Here is an 18,442-nt window from a genome sequence, read left to right as displayed (position 1 = left end):
GCACGCGCTCGATCGAAATAATGCACGGGAGGCCGCCGCGGGTCCCTTCGCCCCGCCCGCGGCGAGAAGGTGCCGGCAGGCGGATGAGGGGCGATTTCACCCTCAGCGAAAACTCGCATGAAACAGCCGGTTGAGCTCTTCAACCACGAGCCTCGGCCTCTCCCTGCCTCGCAGCCCGTCGTTCAGGCGGTCCGAGCCCGCCTGCTGGAACGTCATGTAGCCGTCGTGGCGTGGCCGGAGCCAGGCGCCCTCGAGCGTCGCCCGAGTCGCGCGGTAGAAATCGTGGGCCGCCGCATTGACCTTATCGTCCTGCCAGGCATCCCCATGGCCGGGCTGGCCGCCGGATGCCGCATAGACGCCGCGCTGCACGCCGCCGCTTGCCACCCAATAGGCGAAATCGATCGCCTCCCCCGGCGCCCGCGAAAAGGCCGAGATGGCTATGCCCGTCCCGCCGAGCGCCGAGCCGACGGGCCCGGCGGCGTCCACGGTCGGGAAATCGCCGAAGCGGACGAGCGCCGGGCGAAAGCCGGCGATGGAGTAGCTGACATAGCCGTAGATAAGCGGCGCGCAGGTGACAGGCGAGGCCTCGACAGCCATAGCCTCGAGCACCGCGATCGGATCCATACCGAAGCATGCGGGGTCGATCAGTGCCGAGATTTCCTGCAGCAGCTCGACCGCCGTGGCGCCCGTTTCGGCGTCGACGAGATCCCCCTTCGCGGCGCTGCGGCAAGGCCGACCGAGATTGCCACAGAGCGTGTAAAAGCTCATCAGCGAATGCGGAGGCCGGAGCGGCAGGAGGACGCCGCCGCGACGCGCGAGCGCGAGCATATCCCCCCATGTCTGAGGGCGATCCGTCCGATCTGGCCGCCAGGCCTGCACCTGGGTTGCGGCGTCGATCGGAAAGGCCCATTGGCGTTCATTCCACTCGTAGCTCCGATAGGACGGGCCGACGCTTGCCGCCGAGAGCGCCTGCCGCTCCGCCTCGCGGCCCGGCACGTCCAGGGGAAGCAGGCAATTCTCGCCGGTGATCTGCCCCACATGCGGATGGTCGATGACGATCAGGTCGTAGTTCCTTGCCAAGGTCTCGACCGGGAAGGCCTCGAAATCCTGCAGCGACCGCTTCTCCCACCGGATCTCGACGCCCGTCTTTTCCTGCCAGGATTGCGAGCAGGCCACCATCGGGTCATAGCCGCGCGGGTGGTTCCAGGTCATTCCCTTGAGGACGACGCTCATAGGCCGAACTCCTCCCTAATCGAGCGTCCATGCTCGCCGATCCGCGGTGCGGCGCGCTCGACGCGCGGGCGGCGGCCGTTGATCCTCAGCGGCGAACGGGTGGTGGTGATCGACACGTCGTCGTCGCGCACCACCGTCTGCAGCATGTCGAGCACCTGGAAACCATCGCTCTCCAGGAGCTCGTTCCAGTCGAGCACGCGCGCGCACCAGATGTCGGCCGGCTCCAGCACCGCCAGCCATTCGTCCACGCTGCGCAGCGCGATGCGCGCGGCAATCAGCGCCTTGATGCGATCGCGCTCGGTGAACCACGAGGACGGATCGTCGCGATAGGGGGCGAGTTCGTCGATCTCAAGCAGGTCCGCAAGCTTCGGGATCGGCGTCATGGCGATCGCGAGATAGCCGTCGCTCGCCGCATAGACGCCGTAGGGTGCGGCGAGATAGGCATGGGCGCTCCGGAACGCCGACCGCTTCGGCAGGCGGCCTCCGTCGTTGAGATGCGTGGTCAATACCTCGAACTGGAAATCGACAAGCGCCTCCAGGAGGCTCGTTTCGACGAGGCTTCCCTTGCCGGATATGCCGCGTCGCACCAGAGCCGCGAGAATCCCTTGAGCGGCGGCGGCGCCGGCCAGCATGTCACCGATGGCGAGCCCGAAGGGAACCGGCCCCTGCCCTTCGTCGCCGTTCAGCCACATGACGCCCGAGCGCGACTGCGCCAGGAGATCCTGGCCGGGGCGCTTCACCCAGGGCCCCTCCTCGCCATAACCGCTGATCGAGGCATAGACGATGCGCGGATTGATGGCCCCGACCGCCTCGTAGTCCAGCCCCAGCCTTTCGATGACGCCCGGCCGGAAGTTTTGGATCATAACGTCGGCCTGCGCGAGAAGCCGCTTCAGCGCAGCGAGATCGGCCTCGTTCTTGAGGTCTATCGCAAGGCTTTCCTTGGCGCGGTTGATCGCATGGAAAATCGTCGAGTCGCCGCCGATCTCTGTGTCGCTCAGATAAAGCCGGCGGGAAAGATCGCCGCCATCCGGCCGCTCGATCTTGATGACCCGCGCGCCGAGATCCATCAGCCGCAGCGAACAATAGGGGCCGGAGAGAAACTGGCTCATATCGACGACGACCAGGCCGGAAAGCGGCAGTTCGGATTCTGTTGTCATGCGTATCTACTCTTCCCTCATGCAGCGGCAACCGGATGTGGACGCCATCCACTTGGACCGGTCATCTTCTTATTTGAATACTTAATTCACATATAGGTAGATTTGACAAGTCAACAACGCGGCGCACCCGCAACATAGCCGCGGGAAATACGGGTGACTGTCGTCGGCTGGGGACGGCGGGCTGTATCGCGTGACCGGGCAGGAGAAGCCGGCTGGCTTACCCAGAGGCATGCGCAGATGGACTCGCGCCAAGGCGATGCAGAAGGAGGGCTACCAATCGCGTGGACCTACAAGGCGGCCTTTCTCGTCGGCGACCGGGCAGCGCTCCTGAAAGGCGCATACATCGCGATAATGCGCTTAAGCTGATTGCTTGCTAGCTGAGCTCGCCAGCAGCCCAGGCGAAGGCCTGCGAAGCTTTCCTGCACACCGGAGTGCGCCTATCGCAATGATGTCCGAGGAAGCACGCGAAACAATGCCACAAGCGACGACGTCCGCGATCATATTCGCCACCGCCCTCCGCCATCTGCGTAGCGGCGGCGAGCGGAAAGAGGCTTCAATCATGTCTCCTTCCTCGTCTACATCCTGATTCCCCTCGACTGATTAATCGCGCGCTGGCGCCGCTCGGAGACGATCTTCTGACTGCTCTGAATGCGAACGGCCTGCTGCAAGATCGTCAGCCTGTCCCGCATCGCCTCGAAGGCGCGCCGCTGGGCCGGCGAGACGCGATTGATGACGTCCGTATCGCCGCCCAGGATGGCGTTGCGGCCGAAGCGCTCATCGAGCGCGCGGCTGACCTTGGCGAACTCTCGGGCGATGCGCGGATCGAGCGAGCCCGCGGCGACGTCGAGCTTGCCGTCCTTGTTCTTGATCTGCGCCGCCAGCCGCTTGAGCGCGTCCTCGGCCGCTGGCGACAAACCGGGAATGGCAACCGCCATCCGGCGGCGCTCTTCGGTGATACTTCTAGTTTCGGCATCGAGGGCACTGGCATAGGACGCGCCGAGGGAACGGATACGGCTTGCCGCTTCCGGCACAGCTTGAAGTGCACCCTTCCGCTCCCGGCCGACGGCAAGCAACTTGTCCATGATGCGGTCGGAACCGCGCAGCGCCCCATAGGCGGCGGGATCGTTGGTCACCGCCGCCGCAATCCGCTCACCGGCGAACCCCTTGACGATCAGATCCTCGATCTTGCCGATCGCGTCTGCTGGGTCTCGCCAGACGCGTGTTGCCGTTTCAACGAGGGCCGCGCGGTGATGTGCATAGTGAGGAGCGGCGAGCGCTCGCTCCCTCGCTTCCTCCGCAACCGTCGTCTTGAACTCGGTGACGGCGGCAAGCATCGGCAGCACGGCAAAAGTCCCCTTCCCCAACTCGACACTGGCGCCGGCGACGATCTTCGACCGATCCTGTCTCTCGGCAAGATGCTGTTCCTCGGCGAAGCGCCTGATGACGGCGAACAGGCGCGTCAGCTTTTCGCGACGCTCGGGGGCAAGATCCTCCGGCATGCGCTCGGACATGTTGCGCTCGGCAATCACATCCGCCTTCGCGGTGAAGGCACTCCAGCCGAAGCGTGCGGTCAAGGCCTCGTTGACGGCCTTGACCTCCTGGATCAGCAAGCGGTCCTCGACGGCAAAGGCAAAGGCGGTCCTGTAGGCGTCGTCTCCCCCTTGCTTGCGGACCGCCTCGATCTCGACCAGGCGCGCCATCGCCGTTTTCGAGAGGGCGGGAACCGACAATGCCATATGCGCGCGCCGCTGCTGCTCGCGGATACCGAAGCGCTCGGCGTTTCTGCGGAACTCGGTCGCATGAGCGCGTGCCAGAGGCAGCAATTCCGACAGCGCGACTGTCGCCGCGGTGCGCTCGTCGCGCGCGGCGCGGCCGTCGACCACGAGCTCGGACCCGCGCAGGCGGCCAAGCCGGTCGGGTGCAAGGCCAAGGTCCTCGGCAAGCTTGCGCGGCTCGATGGCGGCGTCCGACGCCAGCGCATTCAGCGCCGACAGCGCGCCATCAGGATCGCGATAGATTTTCGCGAGCACCGGATGCACGATCGCCTCCCGCTCCTTCCACCGCTCCGAGGAGAGCTGCGCAAGACGTGCATCCTCCGCGACGCTGCGGGAGAATGTCGTGGTCGGCGGGACCAGATATTTTCCATCCGACGGAATTCCGGTCGAGAGGGTTTCGGTCCGTTCCTCGTTGTAGGAGACACGCCGTTCCCGCTCGATCGCAAAGCCGAGCGCAACGCTCGCCCGCTCCCAGAGCTTGGCCACCTGCTCCCGCTTCTCGGCAATCCCGGCCCAACGCCGCAACACCTCCGCTTCCATTCCGGCCGCGACCAGCGAGAGATGATAAAGCCCGCGCCGTCTGGCGAAGTCGCGGGCCTGCGCCTGATAACCGGCCTCATCCTCAAAATCGAGCGTCGTTGTCTTGGCGCCGGAGCGCGACAGGCGCTCGACGAGCGCAGCGAACAGTTGCGGCCGATGGCTCTCGCGCTCGATCCGCTCTTGGCGGGCCGCGGCGGTTTCCAGCTGGCTTGCGCTCCAGACATTGCGATCGACCTGCCGTTCCTCGAAGCGCTTCTCACCGGTTTGCGCATCGACAATCGGAACCTGGACCTTGACCCGCTCCACGCCGTCTTTGCGCAACGTGATCGTGTCGCCTTCCGCGACGCCAGCATCCTTAAGCGCCTTCGGCAGGCTGACGCCCCAGAGCCGATGGACGGTGCCGTCGTCCGTCCTGATGTCGGCATAGGGGCTCTCGTCCGCATCCTCGTCATTGGGCCGGAACTTTGCCATCCCTTCTTTCACCAGTTCGCCGGTGACGCCGGCGGCATGGTCGACACGCGGCCTACGACCCCATTCGGGCTTCGCCTCGAAGTCCTCTTTCGCCGCGTAAAGATCGGCGCGGTCGCGATGGCGGGTCATCGCCACATAGGTCAGATGCTGGTCCATCATGCCGGTGGCAAGCACGAAGGTGCGGTCGACGGTCGACCCTTGCGACTTATGGATGGTCGCGGCATAGCCGTGATCGACATTGCGATAGCTGTCCTCGCTGATGACGACGTCGCGGCCACTGTCGAGGCGCACCGACAGCAGCGTATCGCCGCGTCTGTCGCCGGTGGAAACGACCGTGCCGAGCATGCCGTTCTTCACGTATTGCGGTCCAAGCCGCCGTGCCCGCGGCTCAACGAAGCGGGCGTTTTCCAGGAAGATGATCCGGTCGCCAGCGGCGAACTCGCGAAGCCCACGCGCCGTCTGGAATTCCTGCGCCCCTGCAAGCGCGCCCTCGCCGATCATGACGTTGCGCAAGGCCTCGTTCAGCTTCCGGACATCATCGTTGGTGTGGGCGAGAACCAGCAGCTCGTCGCCGCGAAGGCGGCCCGGATGTTCGCCGTCGGCGGATTTCTGAAGCAGGTCACGGCGGGCATTGGCCCAATCGGCAACGATGCGGTCGACGATCTCGGCGCGGGTTTCGGTCTCGACAATGCGGCCCTGCTGCGCATAGGCATCGAGACCCTCTTCGACCTTGCCGCGGGCAAAGAGACGCGAGGCATCGCGCGCCCACGCATCACGCTGGCGGCGCACGCCGGCAAGTTCGGCAAAGCCGATCCGTTCGGTGATCGCCCGGAACGCCGCACCCGCCTCGATCGGCTGCAGCTGCATCGCGTCGCCGACCAGCACGGCTTTCGCGCCGGCATCTTCCACCGCCTTCAGGACACGCGCCATCTGCTGCGACGACACCATGCCGGCCTCGTCGATCACCAGCACATCGCCACGCTGGAGCAGATCGCGTCCGCTTTCCCAGGCCAGTTCCCAGGAAGCCAGCGTACGCGACCGGATGCCGGAACTGTCCTCCAGCCCCTCGGCCGCCTTGCCGGCCAAGGCTGCGCCGATCACCCGCCGGCCTTCACCTTCCCAGGCGACGCGGGCCGCCGCCAGCAGCGTCGACTTGCCGGCGCCGGCAAGACCGACGACGGCTGCGATGGCGTTGTCACGCGTAACATGACGGACCGCATCGACCTGCTCGGGATCGAGCCGGAAGGGCTTTTCGGTATCAGCCGTTTCGATGCTTCGGACGGCTGCTGCGGCTCGCGCGTTGGAGACGCCAAAGCCCTTGCGCCTTGACAGCACCTCAGCCGACTGCGCCATGGCATATTCGAGGCGCAGCATCTCCCGCGTGGTGAACACCGCCGGCTGCTTCGCCTTGCCGGTCTCGGCATCGATCTGCTGCGGCTTCAGCAGCACCAGATCGTCGGACGCCATCAGCCGCGCCCGGATATTGGCGAAGTCGACGGGATCGTCGACATAGCGGTGCAGCGCCCTGGCGATATCCCTCTCGTCGAAGGTGGAGCGTTCGTTGCCGAGCTGCTTCAACAGAAGCTCCGGCTCGGCCAGCAGCCGGTCGGCCATTTCCTGCCGGCGGGCGAGATCGGCCGGCGCAAAATACATCGCGACGCCCTTGCGCGCGAGCGCCGCCTTTTCCGGCCCAAGATGTTTCTGTGCGATGCCGTCGAGGCCCTGCTCGGCATAGGAGCGGCCGTCGAGGCGGATCTCATGGCCGGCAAGCGCCAGATGCCGATTGGCGGTTTCCGCCCAGGCGATCTTCCAGGCCTTGATCGTTTCCTTGTCGCCGGCCCAGAGCTTGTAGACGATCTTGCCGTTCGGCCTGTCCGGCGTGACGACACGCAGCGGCTCGCCGTCTTCGCCCAGGACCGGAACCTTCTTCGGCCCGAACCCCTGCTCCGTCAGCGGACGCAGCGCGGTCATCAGATGGATGTGCGGATTGCCGTCCTTGTCGTGATAGACCCAGTCGGCGACCATGCCTTTGGACGTCAAATTGTCCCGGACGAACTCACGCACCAGCGCAATGTTCTCCGCCCGCGTCAGCTCTTCCGGCAAAGCGATGATCAGCTCGCGCGCCAGCTGCGCGTCCGCCCGCGTCTCGTGAGCCTCAACCGCATTCCAGAGCGCCTCGCTCGCCTTGGCGACCGATTGCCCGTCGATCGCCGCCTTCAGCCAGGCGGGGATATCGTCCGGCAGCGCCAGCTCCTCATGCACCAGCTCCGAGGCGCCGCCGCGATAGCTGAACGAGGTTCCGGCCTGCTCGTCGATCATCCGGGTGCGATGGCGATAGGCGGCGGCCGAGACGATGCTGCGTCCCGCTCCCCTGCCGATCACCTGCGCTCTGACGAACATGATCGCCACTGATGTCTCCAGACTTGTCCAGGCACGTCGCGCCAGCGACGTATATTGCGCCCTCAAACCGATCGGCCTGCTTTCCGGCTGCGACGTTTTCGGGATGATGCACGCTAACCCGGTTTACTATCATTTTCCAGATAGTATAATCGACGCCGTGCAGATTGCTCGAACAGGAAAGGGCACTTTTGAATGGCCGCAAAATCCTCGATCTCCGACATCGACGCCCAGATCGAAAAGCTGCGTGCGCGCCGACGATCGCTGATAGTAAAATCCGCCGAACGGTTTGCGCGCGCCGCGACAAAATCAGGTTCGAAGAAATGGCCGCGCGATTTCGCAAAGGCGAGAAGAAGGGGGTGGATCACGCAATTGCTTCGCCGCGTCGACCAGCAGCTAGCGGGACTGGAACGGCGGCGGAGGTTTCTCATGACGGCTGATCGCAACAAGGAGGCGCGCTTGAAATTCCGGCTCGGCGGCATCGTCGTCAGGGCCGGACTGACGCGGGCCGACTGCGCATTCCTGATCGGCGGGTTGCTGGAATTGGCAAGAGTCGCGCCGAACTCCTCCGGCGACCGTGGATGTCGTTTAACCTCCTCAAAACAATATGCGACCGTACGATCTAATCACCTTAACCTTCAAATTAAGTGATGTGGCGCGCCATTTGGCAACTACCGAATGAGCGGCATAGCTACCATCTTCGAGGTAAGCCCGGCATCGCATATTCACCTTTTGTAGAGGCATGTTAAGAGCGCCTCTCTTCAGGAAACCGACAAGAAGGCATTGCGCTCCTGTTTCCGACTTTGAAGTCTGCAAAGTCCCGTCCCCGCCTCGCTCCTTTTGCGGGCACCAGTTCGGGAATGATGTTGTCCGGAACCTTGCAGGGTACGCGGCATGTTGCAATACTGGGTTCTTGGGCATCAGCTTTAGCAGGCGGGGACATGCATTGTACCGTTCAGCCATTCGAGCCTCCTGTCGGCCCGTTTCGGTCAGGGCCTAGCGGGAGTGCAAACACCCGCTTGAGGCCCGATTATACTGATGGGAACAGTGCCCCCGCGACGGAGTGTGTCTTGGAACAAGGAAGCGACGATTATGTTCTGCGCCATCGTGAGACCACACCTGAGCCGTGACAGTGGCAGACAAGTGTGCTCTCGCTCCAAGGGACATCGATGGAAAGCTCCAACGTTGCAAACCGTGTCAGGGCAATCATCATCGAGCAGTTGGGTGTCGACCCTGCCCGCGCTACGGACGACGCGTCCATTGTCGACGACCTCGGTGCCGATTCTCTCGAAGTGGCGCAAATTGTCATGATGATCGAGGACGAGTTCAATATCGAAATTTCAGATGAGTCGGCTGACGCCGTTGTTACGGTTGGAGATGCCATCTACGTCGTCGTCGCGTCAAAGACTAAGAGCTAACCAACGTCGGCGAAAAAAGCCCATGACGGCGCCGGCCACCCACGCATACGCCAAGCAGCAGAGTCGGGAATGAAGCCTGGGAGTTCGACCTGCAGCAATCGGGCTCAGCCGAATTCGCGCAGAGCGTCTGCGCAACGCGCTCTAGACGGCGCCGCCCAAGCCCACTTTCGAGTCATTTCCCGTGCAGGCTGTGCAGATGGGCAAAAAACCGTCTCGCCGCTCCGGCTTATTATTCTGGAGAACACCGCTACTCCTCAAACTCGTGATCGAGAGAATACGGCATTCGCCGTGTTGCCAAACTCGCTCGACCGACTGCCAATCTGCAAATTCCGAGGCAATCCGCCCCCTGATTCCGAAATGATCTCGCCCCCCAATTCCGAGAAATAGTCGCCCCCTGATTCCGAGATGATGCCGCCCCCATCGGAAAGCATCTGGCGTGGGTGTTCTGCTGGTGTGAAGTTTCTTCCTTCGACGTGACGAGGAAGGAACGGGATGCCTGCGGAGAGACTGGAGATGCGGCGTGTCCGCGAGATATTGAGATATCGCTTCGAACAAGGACTTGGCCACAAGTCGATCGCGGTTCGGGTTGGAGCTGCGCCATCGACGGTGCGCGAGACGCTTCGGCGTGCGGCCATTGCGGAGCTATCGTGGCCGTTGGGTGACGACATCAGCGATGCAGTCCTGGAAGCGGCGCTTTACAAGGCAGGCGGGACGAAGACGGGTCATCGTCGGAGCCCTGAGCCGGACTGGACGCAGGTCCACCGCGAGCTGAAGCGCAAGCATATGACGCTGCAGATCCTTTGGGACGAATACATCAGCCGTTATCCGGAGGGCTATCGTTACAGTCGCTTCTGTGACCTCTACCGCGGCTGGGCGATGAAGTTGCCTGTGACGATGCGGCAGGATCACGCGGCCGGCGACAAGCTGTTCGTCGACTACGCCGGCGACACGGTCACGGTTGTCGTTGATCGGCTGTCCGGCAAGACACGGCAGGCGCACCTGTTCGTGGCGGTTCTGGGAGCATCCAGCCTTTCATATGCGCAGGCACGTTGGAGCGAGACGCTTCCCGACTGGATTGAATGCCATATCCTGGCGCTGGAGTTCTTTGGCGGTGCGCCAGCCTTGCTGGTTCCCGACAATGCCAAGGTAGCGATCATCAAGGCCTGCCACTTCGATCCCCAGGTCAACCGGACGTATTGCGGGATGGCGGCCCATTATGGCAGCGCCGTCTTGCCGACGCGGCCGCGACGCCCGCGGGACAAGGCGAAAGTGGAAGCTGCGGTTCGTATCGTCGAACGTTGGCTGTTGGGCCGGCTGCGCCATCGCACATTCTATAGTTTGGCCGAGGTCAATGCGGCGATTGGCCAATTGCTCCATGATCTCAATGATAAGCGCGTTCTGCGCCGTGTCGGCGCCACGCGCCGCCAATTGTTCGAGGAGCTTGATCGTCCGGCTTTGCGACCGCTGCCTGTCGAACGTTATGTCTTTGCCGAATGGCGTATCCGGCGCGCCGGGCTGGATTATCACGTCGAGATCGAGCGGCACTATTATTCCGTTCCCTATCGCTTTGCCCGCGAGCAGGTCGAGGCTCGTATCACCGCCAATACGATCGAGATCTTCCACAAGGGCGAGCGAATTGCCGCTCACCGGCGCTCCAGCGGCAACGGCAAGCACACGACGATCCCCGATCATATGCCCTCTGCGCATCGCCGCTTTGCCGACTGGACGATTGAACGGATTCAACGCGAAGCCTCTGCGATGGGGCCGGATGTTGCGCTGTTGTGCGAGCGCATTCTTGCCGACAGGCCTCATCCCGAGCAGGGCTTTCGAGCTTGCCTCGGCATCATCCGCCTCAACAAGAGCTTCGGCCGCGACAGGGTCAATGCCGCTTGCGGCCGTGCGTTGGAGATTGGCGCACGAACCTATGGCTCGGTGCGATCCATCCTCGACAATCACCTTGACCGGACGGCTGCCTCAAATGGAGCGGCGCCGCATGAACAGATCCATCACGCCAACATCCGCGGACCTCGCTATTACCACTAAGGAGAACGAAAGATGCTTGCCCATCCAACACTGGATAAATTGAATGCCATGGGCCTGGCCGGCATGGCAAAGGCCTTTGGCGAACTTGTTGCCAACGGCGAAGCCGAACATCTCTCGCACGCCGAATGGCTCGGACTGCTGCTCGAACGGGAATGGAGCTCCCGTTACGATCGGAAGCTTGCGGCACGCCTCAGGTTTGCCAAGCTTCGCCACCAGGCCACCCCAGAAGATGTCGACTATCGCGCCGACCGCGGCCTCGACCGTGCTCTCTTCATGAAGCTGCTCGGTGGCGACTGGATCAACGCCCATGACAATCTGGCCATTTGCGGCCCCTCGGGTGTCGGAAAGAGTTGGTTGGCTTGCGCTCTCGGCCACAAGGCTTGCCGAGACGATCGCTCAGTTCTCTATCAGCGTGTCCCAAGGCTGTTTGCCCAGCTTGCGCTCGCGCGCGGTGATGGCCGCTACGCCCGCCTGCAACGGACCTTGGGCCATGTTCAGCTCCTGATACTGGATGATTGGGGGCTCGAGCCGCTCAACGAACAGGCCCGCCACGACCTGCTGGAAATCCTCGAAGATCGCTATGGACGCAAATCAACGATCATTACCAGCCAACTTCCCGTGTCCGCATGGCACGGCGTCATTGGCGACCCAACCTACGCCGATGCCATACTCGACAGGTTGGTCCACAATGCCCACCGCATCGAATTGAGCGGCGATAGTCTGCGCCGAAATCTACCGCGCAAAGCTTGACACCTCGCCTGAATGAACTGACAACAATCATCGCCTGCAGACCCCACTAAACAGGGGGCGAGATCATCCCGGAAACCGGGGGCGCAATCATCTCGGAACAAAGGGGCGGCTTCATCGGAATCGGCAACCAATCTTGCGGCGCATATCGACAGGCCGGCAGGCCAGATGCACCTTCGTGCCAGCGACGCAGATCTCCCACTATACGGGATGAGCATTGGAGCTCTTGCGCGGAAGGCATTTTCAACCTGCAGTAAGAAGAAGACTTGGGACGAGAGCCTAGAATTGCCTCGGGCAGCTTTACGCGCCGGGCCGTCGAGTCCGCTGGAATGTCCACCAGATACGTGTACCGCCCGGTAATGGCGGGGTACCAGGTTCAAGGTTCATCCACCCGCTTAAGTTCGAAGAAGTAGATGCGCTCGTCGCCCCTGATTGTCATCGCTCCCATGATCCTGTGTTGATCGATTCGGCGAAAATAATCGACAATCGGTTGATCGTCGTAGAGCATCGCCGCGCTTGCAACGCCGCTAAACGGCATCGTTCTCAGGGAGGCAACAGGCCCTTTCGCGCGAAGTCCGCGCTGAAGATGCGAGAACAAGTTTCTCGCAATGCGCATTCTGCCGATCGTATGGAAGCGAAGCGCCAGGCGAAGCGGTACTATCCCGGGATCGAGGGCGATCAACCGCCGCTTGCCCGACCAAAACAGCAGCGCATCCGCGCGCATGTCTGCGTTAAACCGCTTGCCGAACCAGCCGAGGTTTTCCAAAACGCCGTCGAGCGGATGCCCTGTCGGGATGCCGCGCCCTCTCCATAGTCCGACGATTTCGCGTGGCTCAAGCGGCGACAGGAATTGAAATTCCTTAAGGGTCATCTGCTGTGCGCTCACCGGATTAAACCTTTCCATCCCGGCGCTGCCTGGCGCGCCGCCTGGACCTGGCGTCGCGCCGCGCATTTCGCAGTTCCTCCAGCGTCGGCATCCACCAGCCCCGGTCGAGTTCGTCTTGTCCCGGTGGTGTTCGTGCCGGCCAGGTAGTCACCAATTCCTCAAGCGCTCCCGGTCGCCATGACGCCCAGACATATTCCCCTCCCTCGTTCATGGGAAAATAGAACGCGCTCATCGTTGCCGGATCCACCAGTTCGCCGTCCATGCCAATGAAGAAGACGACCCCGACATGCGTGCCGATCGCACGCGTGAGCGGGGGGCGATCGTCGGCGGGAACCGGATATCGCTTGCGCCGGCGTTCTCTCGTCCTTGCCTTAAGCGCCTCGTCTTCCTCGGTTCCCCTTAATTGCCTCACGCCGCGCCTTCCTCGCCTCCGGTTCACTGCGCTGAGCGGCCGCCTCGATGGCTGGCCACCGACGGCGGAGCTCGTCGAATGATCGGTAAGGCACGGTCCAGAGCCGGCGATCGGCGTCCCAGTACGCATACGGGATTTCCCGGATCTCGTTGACGATGGTGCGTGAGTAGGGGGTACGGATTTCAAACGACGCAGGTGCTGCCTTGAGATAGCGGCTCTCGATCGGATCGAATTCGAAGGCGTCCCTGCCCTTCTCGTCGGCAAACGCGTCGGCTTCCGCTTCCATTTCGGCCAGCCAGCGACTGATGCGTTTTTGAGCTGTGCGGCCGGGTACAAACCAGGCATTCAGACTGTCGCTCCAGCGAGCGCGAGGAAACGCTTCCCGAAACTGGGCCACCGTTACTCTGTCGTGCCGCAACTCAGTCGTTGCTCCAACACGTGGCGCGGGAGCGTTGTCATTCGGATCTTCGTCCATAATTCCGAAACGCGGGAAGGCCGCCTCCCGTTCGCTTCACGCGTCCATTCAAGCGTCCCGGGTCCTAAGGTGCCTTCCCTATTGTTTCGAGCCGCTTGAGGCGCCCTCCAGTGGCCCTGACCATCGCAATAGTCTTGCGACGCAAAGCTTTCGCAAGGGGGCCGGGGCAGGTTGAACGTGTAATCCGGGTTTGGCGTCACGCAGTCCAAGTCGGCGGCATCTAAATTGTGGCTCGGGCCAGGCCCGTGGAGAAAGCGGCGCAAAAGCCGTCGTTGCGCAGGTAAGCCTTTCAAGGAAGTTGGCGAACAAGGCCGCCGACAATTCAGCCGACGATATCTTCGCAACAGAGTCCGGCCTGACCGACGACCTCCTTCTCCTCTGTCGACCCTCCAGAGCGAAGCCGGAATTTCCTACCGGCTCCAGGTTACTTAGCGGCTTGAGATACGGATCGCGCCGGCATCGCCCAGGCTGCGTTGAACAGCGGCAATCTGATTAGACGCAATATCCGCCGAGACCTCGATCTCACCTTCGAGCGGTGCATCGCTACGAGCGCCTAGTTCATGAGAGGCGTCGCCGCCCGACGGCTCCGAACCCGCCGTGTTGCGGTCTGTCGCCGACTGAATGAAGATGTCTGGTCTCGATATGCCGTACTGCTGAACCAAATGTTCGACGGCGAGATCGGCTGCTTCTCGAGTCTTGAAAGTGGCTCTTATGGTAGTGCTGCTGTCGTCGGCCATTCGAATTTCTCCTGATTGTTATGCACAGGACGAGAACGCCTCTGCCGCCAGGTAGTTTCGCAATTGTGTCGACTGTCTTCGCGTATTTGCGAAGCGGATTCTGCCTTGTACGCAGATGTGTCAGACAATGAGATCCGGTCAAAAGCGTGATCGAAAGATCCAACGAGCCGAAGGAGCGTATTCTCCCGCAGTGCCTTTGACCGGCCATCCTGCAAGAGGTGCAAGCAAACACCTGTCCATACGGAGGATTCCCGTGCACAAGCGCCGTTGGATCCTTGAGGGCCATCTTTCGGGTGCGCAGAGGCTCTAGGCAAGCCCACTTGAACACTTGGACTGCGAAGGGCCGCTGGCGACCACAACCGGTTAACGGCAAAAAGCGCGCGCGAGGAAATGGCGAGCATAAACTCGGCCTTATCGGGCGCTATCATTTCGAGGCCCTGTGAGAGACGGGGGACCGATCCAGAATGACGAACAGGGGCGCGAAGCCTCACTACCAAGCCGGCCGTGTCTCCACTACTGCGAGCACCCGGGCTGCACGAACCGCCAAGGCTTCGGCTTCGCCGTCGGACGGGCGCAGCCTAATTGGTTCTGCTCTGAGTATCAGCCGACCTGGCTTACACGGGAGCGAACCTTCAATATCTCCACCTAGGAGCGCGCTTGGCGTTGTGCAGGAGCTCGCTGGCTGTGGCGAACCGGCCGAAGAGGCGGGTCAAGCGCCATTCTTCTTTCTGACATAGGTTCTGCCGACGGCAAAAAGCTTGAACATTCCAGACCTTAGTAGAGGTACGTTTGGAAAGCTTGTCAGCTTCAACGCGCTCCATACTTGCTCCTCCCAAAGCAGTGGACAACGTATAATACCAAAGTCTAATGAAGCGCGAAATAAACTAAGACATGCTGACTGCAAATCCGATCGCGACAATCGGGAGCAGTTCCAGGTCAAGATATCGTTGCAATGCGTGTTTCTACTCTCAAGGCCGGTGGCGCATCACCGGCCGCGGTACTGACGATAGCTGTCCTTGCCGGTCAGTTTCATGCCAGTGCGGCCGCGGCAGAGATAGCCGTCTCCATCCTGCCGCGGCGTGTTGCCGAGATGGGTCTTGGTGTCACAGCGCAGCTGCGCGGGCGTCGGCCCCAGATCTATCGTCATGGTTTAAGTCGCCGCTTTCATGCATGAACCGGGCGAACCATTTGGCACGCCGATGCGGCAGTCAGTGCGAAACGCTCTCCAAACTTGCCCAGCGCCACAAACACGGACGCGAGGTTGCTCTCATTGCTTTGCGTTTTGCGACATCTGAGGAGCGGCTGAGCGGTTATGGCGCTCGTCGGCTTCTCCTAATCGTTTTCGGTTGGACGATTTGGCTCAGAGGGAGCGACGCGATTAAGCCTTTAAGGCGAATGGTCAGAGGTCGTCCTCCGTGATTTGCTGTTCGCAGCCGTCTTTTTCGTAGGTAGATGGTTAGAGGTCCGCCGCTTCCGACGAGGCGACGGACCTTGGCCTTTTTGGCCCAATTTTCACTGCGGCAGAGGGCGTCTGGATTAACTGCGACCCCACTGATGAGAGATGGACATGAGCGACCGCAAAAACGCCGATGAAACTGCCTCGGACCTCTTGGGAAGTGCGGCACAGCGCGCCGCTTCAGATCTCCTGGATTTGGCGGCGCAACTTGCTGGTCTCACCGAAGACCTCAAGGCACTTGCCGCAAAGCCAATCGTGCCGCCGTCAACATTGCTACTCGAACCCGACGATCAGCCTCGAGCAAGTTCGAGTAGCAGTTTCAGAGGCGCCGCTAGTCGCGTCTCGTAACGCGGCTCGATCGGATCCTTGATCCCGGCCGGATCACGAATCGGCCCGAGGCAGCAATATTGTACATTCATACGCTAAGCGCCGGGACGCCGCCGCGATGACGGCTCAACAAAGCAGACTCTTTGGCCGGCTGGACTTCTCAAGTCCCTACCGCCGGCCACCCTGTCGCTGTCAACTCGCCGCGAATACCCGAGCAGCTAATCTGGATCCTGCAACGTCTCACGCGCGAGGATGGTCTTGCATGCCTGCAGTGCAGCTGCCGCCCGCCCAGGGCTATCAAGTGAAATGAGCGTACTAGGCAGGGGCATGAGCAACGACACGCGCACGGGAGCATCGTGACGTAGCATCACCGCTTTGAGTTGTTCAGGGGAAACTTCTAGTGGTGGGTGGCTATTGACTCAAGCTCATGGCGTTTTAATTCGTCGATCGCTTGGAGCGCTTCTTCGGCCGACCAACCTGCAGACACCGCCGCCTGCAGCAGCTTGGCCTCCGCCTCCTGTTCGAGTTTCATGTATAAAGGCTCCAATGCCTCCTGGACCGTTAGAATGTGCTCATCCGGAGCTACGACATGGACAGATGAAGTTGAGGGCGACATGGCACAAACCTTCCTCCTTCACACGGACGTGTTCCGACAAAACTCGAAACGTGGGCGTCTGTTCCACCGGATTCAAACTTTGGGAACTAGATGAACTCGCATCGGTCAATTGGCGTCACGCTCGCTCTTCTACTTTTCGCTCATTTCGCGTTTGCTGCCGACCCGATTACCGGACGCGCGACCGTTATTGACGGCGACACGATCGAGATCCGAGGCGAGCGCATCCGCCTGCACGGTGTCGATGCGCCGGAGAGCTGGCAGAAATGCGAGAATGCCGACGGCAGCAGCTATCGGTGCGGAAGAGAGGCGGCCCAAGAACTCGATCGGTTTCTTGCCGAGTCCCGCCCTGCCCGCTGCGAGTTCGTTCAGCGCGATCGATATAAGCGGTTTGTGGGAGTCTGCTTCCGCGCCGACGGCCGAGACGTCAATCACTGGCTGGTTGAGAGCGGCAATGCTGTGGATTGGACACGGTATAGCAATGGCGTCTACGCCAATGCTCAAGAGCTCGCACGGTCTCATAGGGCAGGAATCTGGCGCGGCAATTTCGAGCTGCCTTGCAATGCTCGCGCCGCCCGTGCAAAGCGTGAGGCATCCTGCTAACGCGAGGTTTTCATGCCGACCGGCGAAGCCGCCAACGACATGCGGTCGATCGACCGAGAAATCGGAGCGCGGCTCCGGTCCACGCGCCAAGTGTTGGGCATAAGTCAGCAAATCTTTGCGAAAAAGTCGGTGTCAGCTTCCAGCAAATCCAGAAATACGAAAAGGGTATAAACCGCCTGTCGGCAGGCATGCTCGTGAAGATCTGCCAGTCCAAGGCGTAAGCCCCAGGGAGATCCTCAGCGCCTACTTCCAGCACGAGCGACCGAGTGGCAGTCGTATGGACTGGCTCGAAGTAAAGTTGCTTACTGCCGCGCGAAAGCTGTCTGGGTAAGACGCGCTTTAAGAGACGAATGATGCGATCCCTGGCGCTTACCCGTAAGCAGCCGAGACAAAATATGAAACGAATTGCGCTCTCTATTCTTCCGCTCCTTGCAGTCTCTGCACAGGCTGATCCACTGCCGTCCAAAACGCAAATGCTCTCGAGATTGGATGCCGATGGCACAGCCGACGGCGGCGACGGCGAGTGCGCACAGCTGCCGAGGCTCGCCATACCGAAAACCTGTCCCTCGGGTGTTGACCTTCACAGCTTGCATTTCCGACCGGCCTCTTGGCCGGCATAGAGCTGCATGCCGGTGCGCACGGTGCGAACACGCGCGCTCCAAGGTAGCCGTCGGAAGTCCGTCGCGTGCTCCCGACCGGTGCGGTGTCGGAACATTTATGGGGTTTCCTTGAAGCTGCGTGACGAAGTTGTGGTTCTCAAACGCCCAACGAACAACGGACCATAGTCCGATACCCAAACTTTCAGCGCTGCTGTAGGTTCTGCGTTCCGCGTTGCGATTTCACGTAATGGTTGTGGGAGTTTGCCGTGATTAAGATCTTCGTTGTGGCGATGACGCTGGTAATGGTTGGCTTCTGGGGTTCAGTCGGCATTCTGATCTATCGGCTGCTTACGTGATTTCGAAGTGGAACGCTAAAAAACGTGCAGGCTACACTTACAGGGTGGCGTAATCTTCAGCCATCCCCTATAGTTTCCTTGCGGCAATGGAGGTTGCCCAAGGAGGATCATATGAGCGACACCGCTTTTGGGTTTCTGCTAGCGGCTGAACTGTCAGCCTTGCTCTGGACCGCACTGCTCATGGCGGCCTTCTCGGC

15 protein-coding genes and 2 pseudogenes are annotated in these 18,442 nt (G+C 61.6%); 8 read left to right on the top strand and 9 right to left on the bottom strand.

Annotation, left to right across the window (positions count from 1 at the left end; translation table 11 throughout):
- Positions 1 to 102: 102 nt before the first annotated feature.
- The 3 genes from JOH52_RS25885 to traA form a co-directional block, all read right to left on the bottom strand.
- Positions 103 to 1,233: an extracellular solute-binding protein gene (locus tag JOH52_RS25885; protein WP_013850824.1), complete on the bottom strand. Its 1,131-nt coding sequence runs from the start codon at positions 1,231 to 1,233 to the stop codon at positions 103 to 105.
- Positions 1,230 to 2,390, bottom strand: a complete 1,161-nt coding sequence (locus JOH52_RS25880; RefSeq protein ID WP_013850825.1) for a CaiB/BaiF CoA transferase family protein — start codon at positions 2,388 to 2,390, stop codon at positions 1,230 to 1,232. Before JOH52_RS25880 ends, JOH52_RS25885 begins: the two co-directional genes overlap by 4 nt.
- Positions 2,391 to 2,965: 575 nt before the next feature.
- Positions 2,966 to 7,585: a Ti-type conjugative transfer relaxase TraA gene (traA, locus tag JOH52_RS25875; protein ID WP_209566065.1), complete on the bottom strand. Its 4,620-nt coding sequence runs from the start codon at positions 7,583 to 7,585 to the stop codon at positions 2,966 to 2,968.
- Positions 7,586 to 7,768: 183 nt separating this feature from the next.
- On the opposite strand from traA, the pseudogene JOH52_RS25870 reads away from it, so the two are divergent.
- The 5 genes and pseudogenes from JOH52_RS25870 (at position 7,769) to istB (ending at position 11,784) form a co-directional block, all read left to right on the top strand.
- Positions 7,769 to 8,013 (top strand): annotated as a pseudogene (locus JOH52_RS25870) (TraC family protein).
- Positions 8,003 to 8,224, top strand: a complete 222-nt coding sequence (locus tag JOH52_RS25865) for a conjugal transfer protein TraD (protein WP_127622417.1) — start codon at positions 8,003 to 8,005, stop codon at positions 8,222 to 8,224. Before JOH52_RS25870 ends, JOH52_RS25865 begins: the two are co-directional and overlap by 11 nt.
- Before the next feature lie 518 nt (positions 8,225 to 8,742).
- The gene (gene acpP / locus JOH52_RS25860) at positions 8,743 to 8,991 is read left to right on the top strand and encodes an acyl carrier protein (RefSeq protein ID WP_013850828.1); all 249 of its coding nucleotides are present in this window, start codon (positions 8,743 to 8,745) and stop codon (positions 8,989 to 8,991) included.
- Positions 8,992 to 9,504: 513 nt separating this feature from the next.
- Positions 9,505 to 11,034, top strand: a complete 1,530-nt coding sequence (gene istA, locus JOH52_RS25855; RefSeq protein WP_209566044.1) for an IS21 family transposase — start codon at positions 9,505 to 9,507, stop codon at positions 11,032 to 11,034.
- 12 nt (positions 11,035 to 11,046) lie between these two features.
- On the top strand, positions 11,047 to 11,784 hold the full coding sequence (istB, locus tag JOH52_RS25850) for an IS21-like element helper ATPase IstB (protein ID WP_012477343.1): 738 nt from the start codon (positions 11,047 to 11,049) through the stop codon (positions 11,782 to 11,784).
- Positions 11,785 to 12,157: 373 nt separating this feature from the next.
- Here istB and JOH52_RS25845 read toward each other — a convergent pair whose 3' ends face one another.
- The 5 genes and pseudogenes from JOH52_RS25845 to JOH52_RS25830 all read right to left on the bottom strand — a co-directional run bounded on the left by JOH52_RS25845 (position 12,158) and on the right by JOH52_RS25830 (position 15,438).
- Positions 12,158 to 12,685, bottom strand: coding sequence for a DUF4334 domain-containing protein (locus JOH52_RS25845; RefSeq protein WP_017273834.1), 528 nt, complete (start codon positions 12,683 to 12,685; stop codon positions 12,158 to 12,160).
- Positions 12,672 to 13,554 (bottom strand): annotated as a pseudogene (locus JOH52_RS25840) (hypothetical protein). The gene JOH52_RS25845 and the pseudogene JOH52_RS25840 overlap by 14 nt, the downstream one beginning before the upstream one ends.
- 428 nt (positions 13,555 to 13,982) lie before the next feature.
- Positions 13,983 to 14,291, bottom strand: a complete 309-nt coding sequence (locus JOH52_RS25835; protein ID WP_013850831.1) for a hypothetical protein — start codon at positions 14,289 to 14,291, stop codon at positions 13,983 to 13,985.
- A gap of 632 nt (positions 14,292 to 14,923) precedes the next feature.
- Entirely contained in the window at positions 14,924 to 15,112 is a 189-nt protein-coding gene (locus JOH52_RS35325) for a hypothetical protein (protein ID WP_017272237.1), read from the bottom strand.
- 164 nt (positions 15,113 to 15,276) lie between these two features.
- Positions 15,277 to 15,438 (bottom strand): hypothetical protein, encoded by a 162-nt coding sequence (locus JOH52_RS25830; RefSeq protein ID WP_017272238.1) that lies wholly within the window; start codon positions 15,436 to 15,438, stop codon positions 15,277 to 15,279.
- A gap of 414 nt (positions 15,439 to 15,852) precedes the next feature.
- On the opposite strand from JOH52_RS25830, the gene JOH52_RS25825 reads away from it, so the two are divergent.
- Complete coding sequence (locus JOH52_RS25825; protein WP_017272239.1) at positions 15,853 to 16,095, top strand: hypothetical protein; 243 nt, start codon at positions 15,853 to 15,855, stop codon at positions 16,093 to 16,095.
- A 376-nt stretch (positions 16,096 to 16,471) separates the two neighbouring features.
- Here the strand turns inward: JOH52_RS25825 and JOH52_RS25820 are convergent, their stop codons facing one another.
- Entirely contained in the window at positions 16,472 to 16,690 is a 219-nt protein-coding gene (locus JOH52_RS25820; protein ID WP_004435756.1) for a hypothetical protein, read from the bottom strand.
- A 90-nt stretch (positions 16,691 to 16,780) separates the two neighbouring features.
- On the opposite strand from JOH52_RS25820, the gene JOH52_RS25815 reads away from it, so the two are divergent.
- Both JOH52_RS25815 and JOH52_RS36220 read left to right on the top strand, forming a co-directional pair.
- Positions 16,781 to 17,290 carry a thermonuclease family protein gene (locus tag JOH52_RS25815; protein ID WP_013850835.1) on the top strand — a complete coding sequence of 170 codons (510 nt, stop codon included), beginning with the start codon at positions 16,781 to 16,783 and terminating at the stop codon, positions 17,288 to 17,290.
- Positions 17,281 to 17,511, top strand: coding sequence for a helix-turn-helix domain-containing protein (locus JOH52_RS36220; RefSeq protein WP_324610833.1), 231 nt, complete (start codon positions 17,281 to 17,283; stop codon positions 17,509 to 17,511). Before JOH52_RS25815 ends, JOH52_RS36220 begins: the two co-directional genes overlap by 10 nt.
- Positions 17,512 to 18,442: the final 931 nt, after the last annotated feature.

The sequence above is a fragment of the Sinorhizobium meliloti genome (genome assembly GCF_017876815.1).
Taxonomy (GTDB): domain Bacteria; phylum Pseudomonadota; class Alphaproteobacteria; order Rhizobiales; family Rhizobiaceae; genus Sinorhizobium; species Sinorhizobium meliloti.
This window is presented reverse-complemented; position numbering and strand designations above follow the sequence as displayed.

What these genes read in the sequence shown, in the direction of transcription:
- JOH52_RS25885 (WP_013850824.1), bottom strand. Translation starts at nt 1,233, where the DNA reads ATGAGCGTCGTCCTCAAGGGAATGACCTGGAACCACCCGCGCGGCTAT.
- JOH52_RS25880 (WP_013850825.1), bottom strand. Translation starts at nt 2,390, where the DNA reads ATGACAACAGAATCCGAACTGCCGCTTTCCGGCCTGGTCGTCGTCGAT.
- JOH52_RS25865 (WP_127622417.1), top strand. Translation starts at nt 8,003, where the DNA reads ATGACGGCTGATCGCAACAAGGAGGCGCGCTTGAAATTCCGGCTCGGC.
- acpP (WP_013850828.1), top strand. Translation starts at nt 8,743, where the DNA reads ATGGAAAGCTCCAACGTTGCAAACCGTGTCAGGGCAATCATCATCGAG.
- istA (WP_209566044.1), top strand. Translation starts at nt 9,505, where the DNA reads ATGCGGCGTGTCCGCGAGATATTGAGATATCGCTTCGAACAAGGACTT.
- istB (WP_012477343.1), top strand. Translation starts at nt 11,047, where the DNA reads ATGCTTGCCCATCCAACACTGGATAAATTGAATGCCATGGGCCTGGCC.
- JOH52_RS25845 (WP_017273834.1), bottom strand. Translation starts at nt 12,685, where the DNA reads ATGGAAAGGTTTAATCCGGTGAGCGCACAGCAGATGACCCTTAAGGAA.
- JOH52_RS25835 (WP_013850831.1), bottom strand. Translation starts at nt 14,291, where the DNA reads ATGGCCGACGACAGCAGCACTACCATAAGAGCCACTTTCAAGACTCGA.
- JOH52_RS35325 (WP_017272237.1), bottom strand. Translation starts at nt 15,112, where the DNA reads ATGGAGCGCGTTGAAGCTGACAAGCTTTCCAAACGTACCTCTACTAAG.
- JOH52_RS25830 (WP_017272238.1), bottom strand. Translation starts at nt 15,438, where the DNA reads ATGACGATAGATCTGGGGCCGACGCCCGCGCAGCTGCGCTGTGACACC.
- JOH52_RS25825 (WP_017272239.1), top strand. Translation starts at nt 15,853, where the DNA reads ATGGACATGAGCGACCGCAAAAACGCCGATGAAACTGCCTCGGACCTC.
- JOH52_RS25820 (WP_004435756.1), bottom strand. Translation starts at nt 16,690, where the DNA reads ATGTCGCCCTCAACTTCATCTGTCCATGTCGTAGCTCCGGATGAGCAC.
- JOH52_RS25815 (WP_013850835.1), top strand. Translation starts at nt 16,781, where the DNA reads ATGAACTCGCATCGGTCAATTGGCGTCACGCTCGCTCTTCTACTTTTC.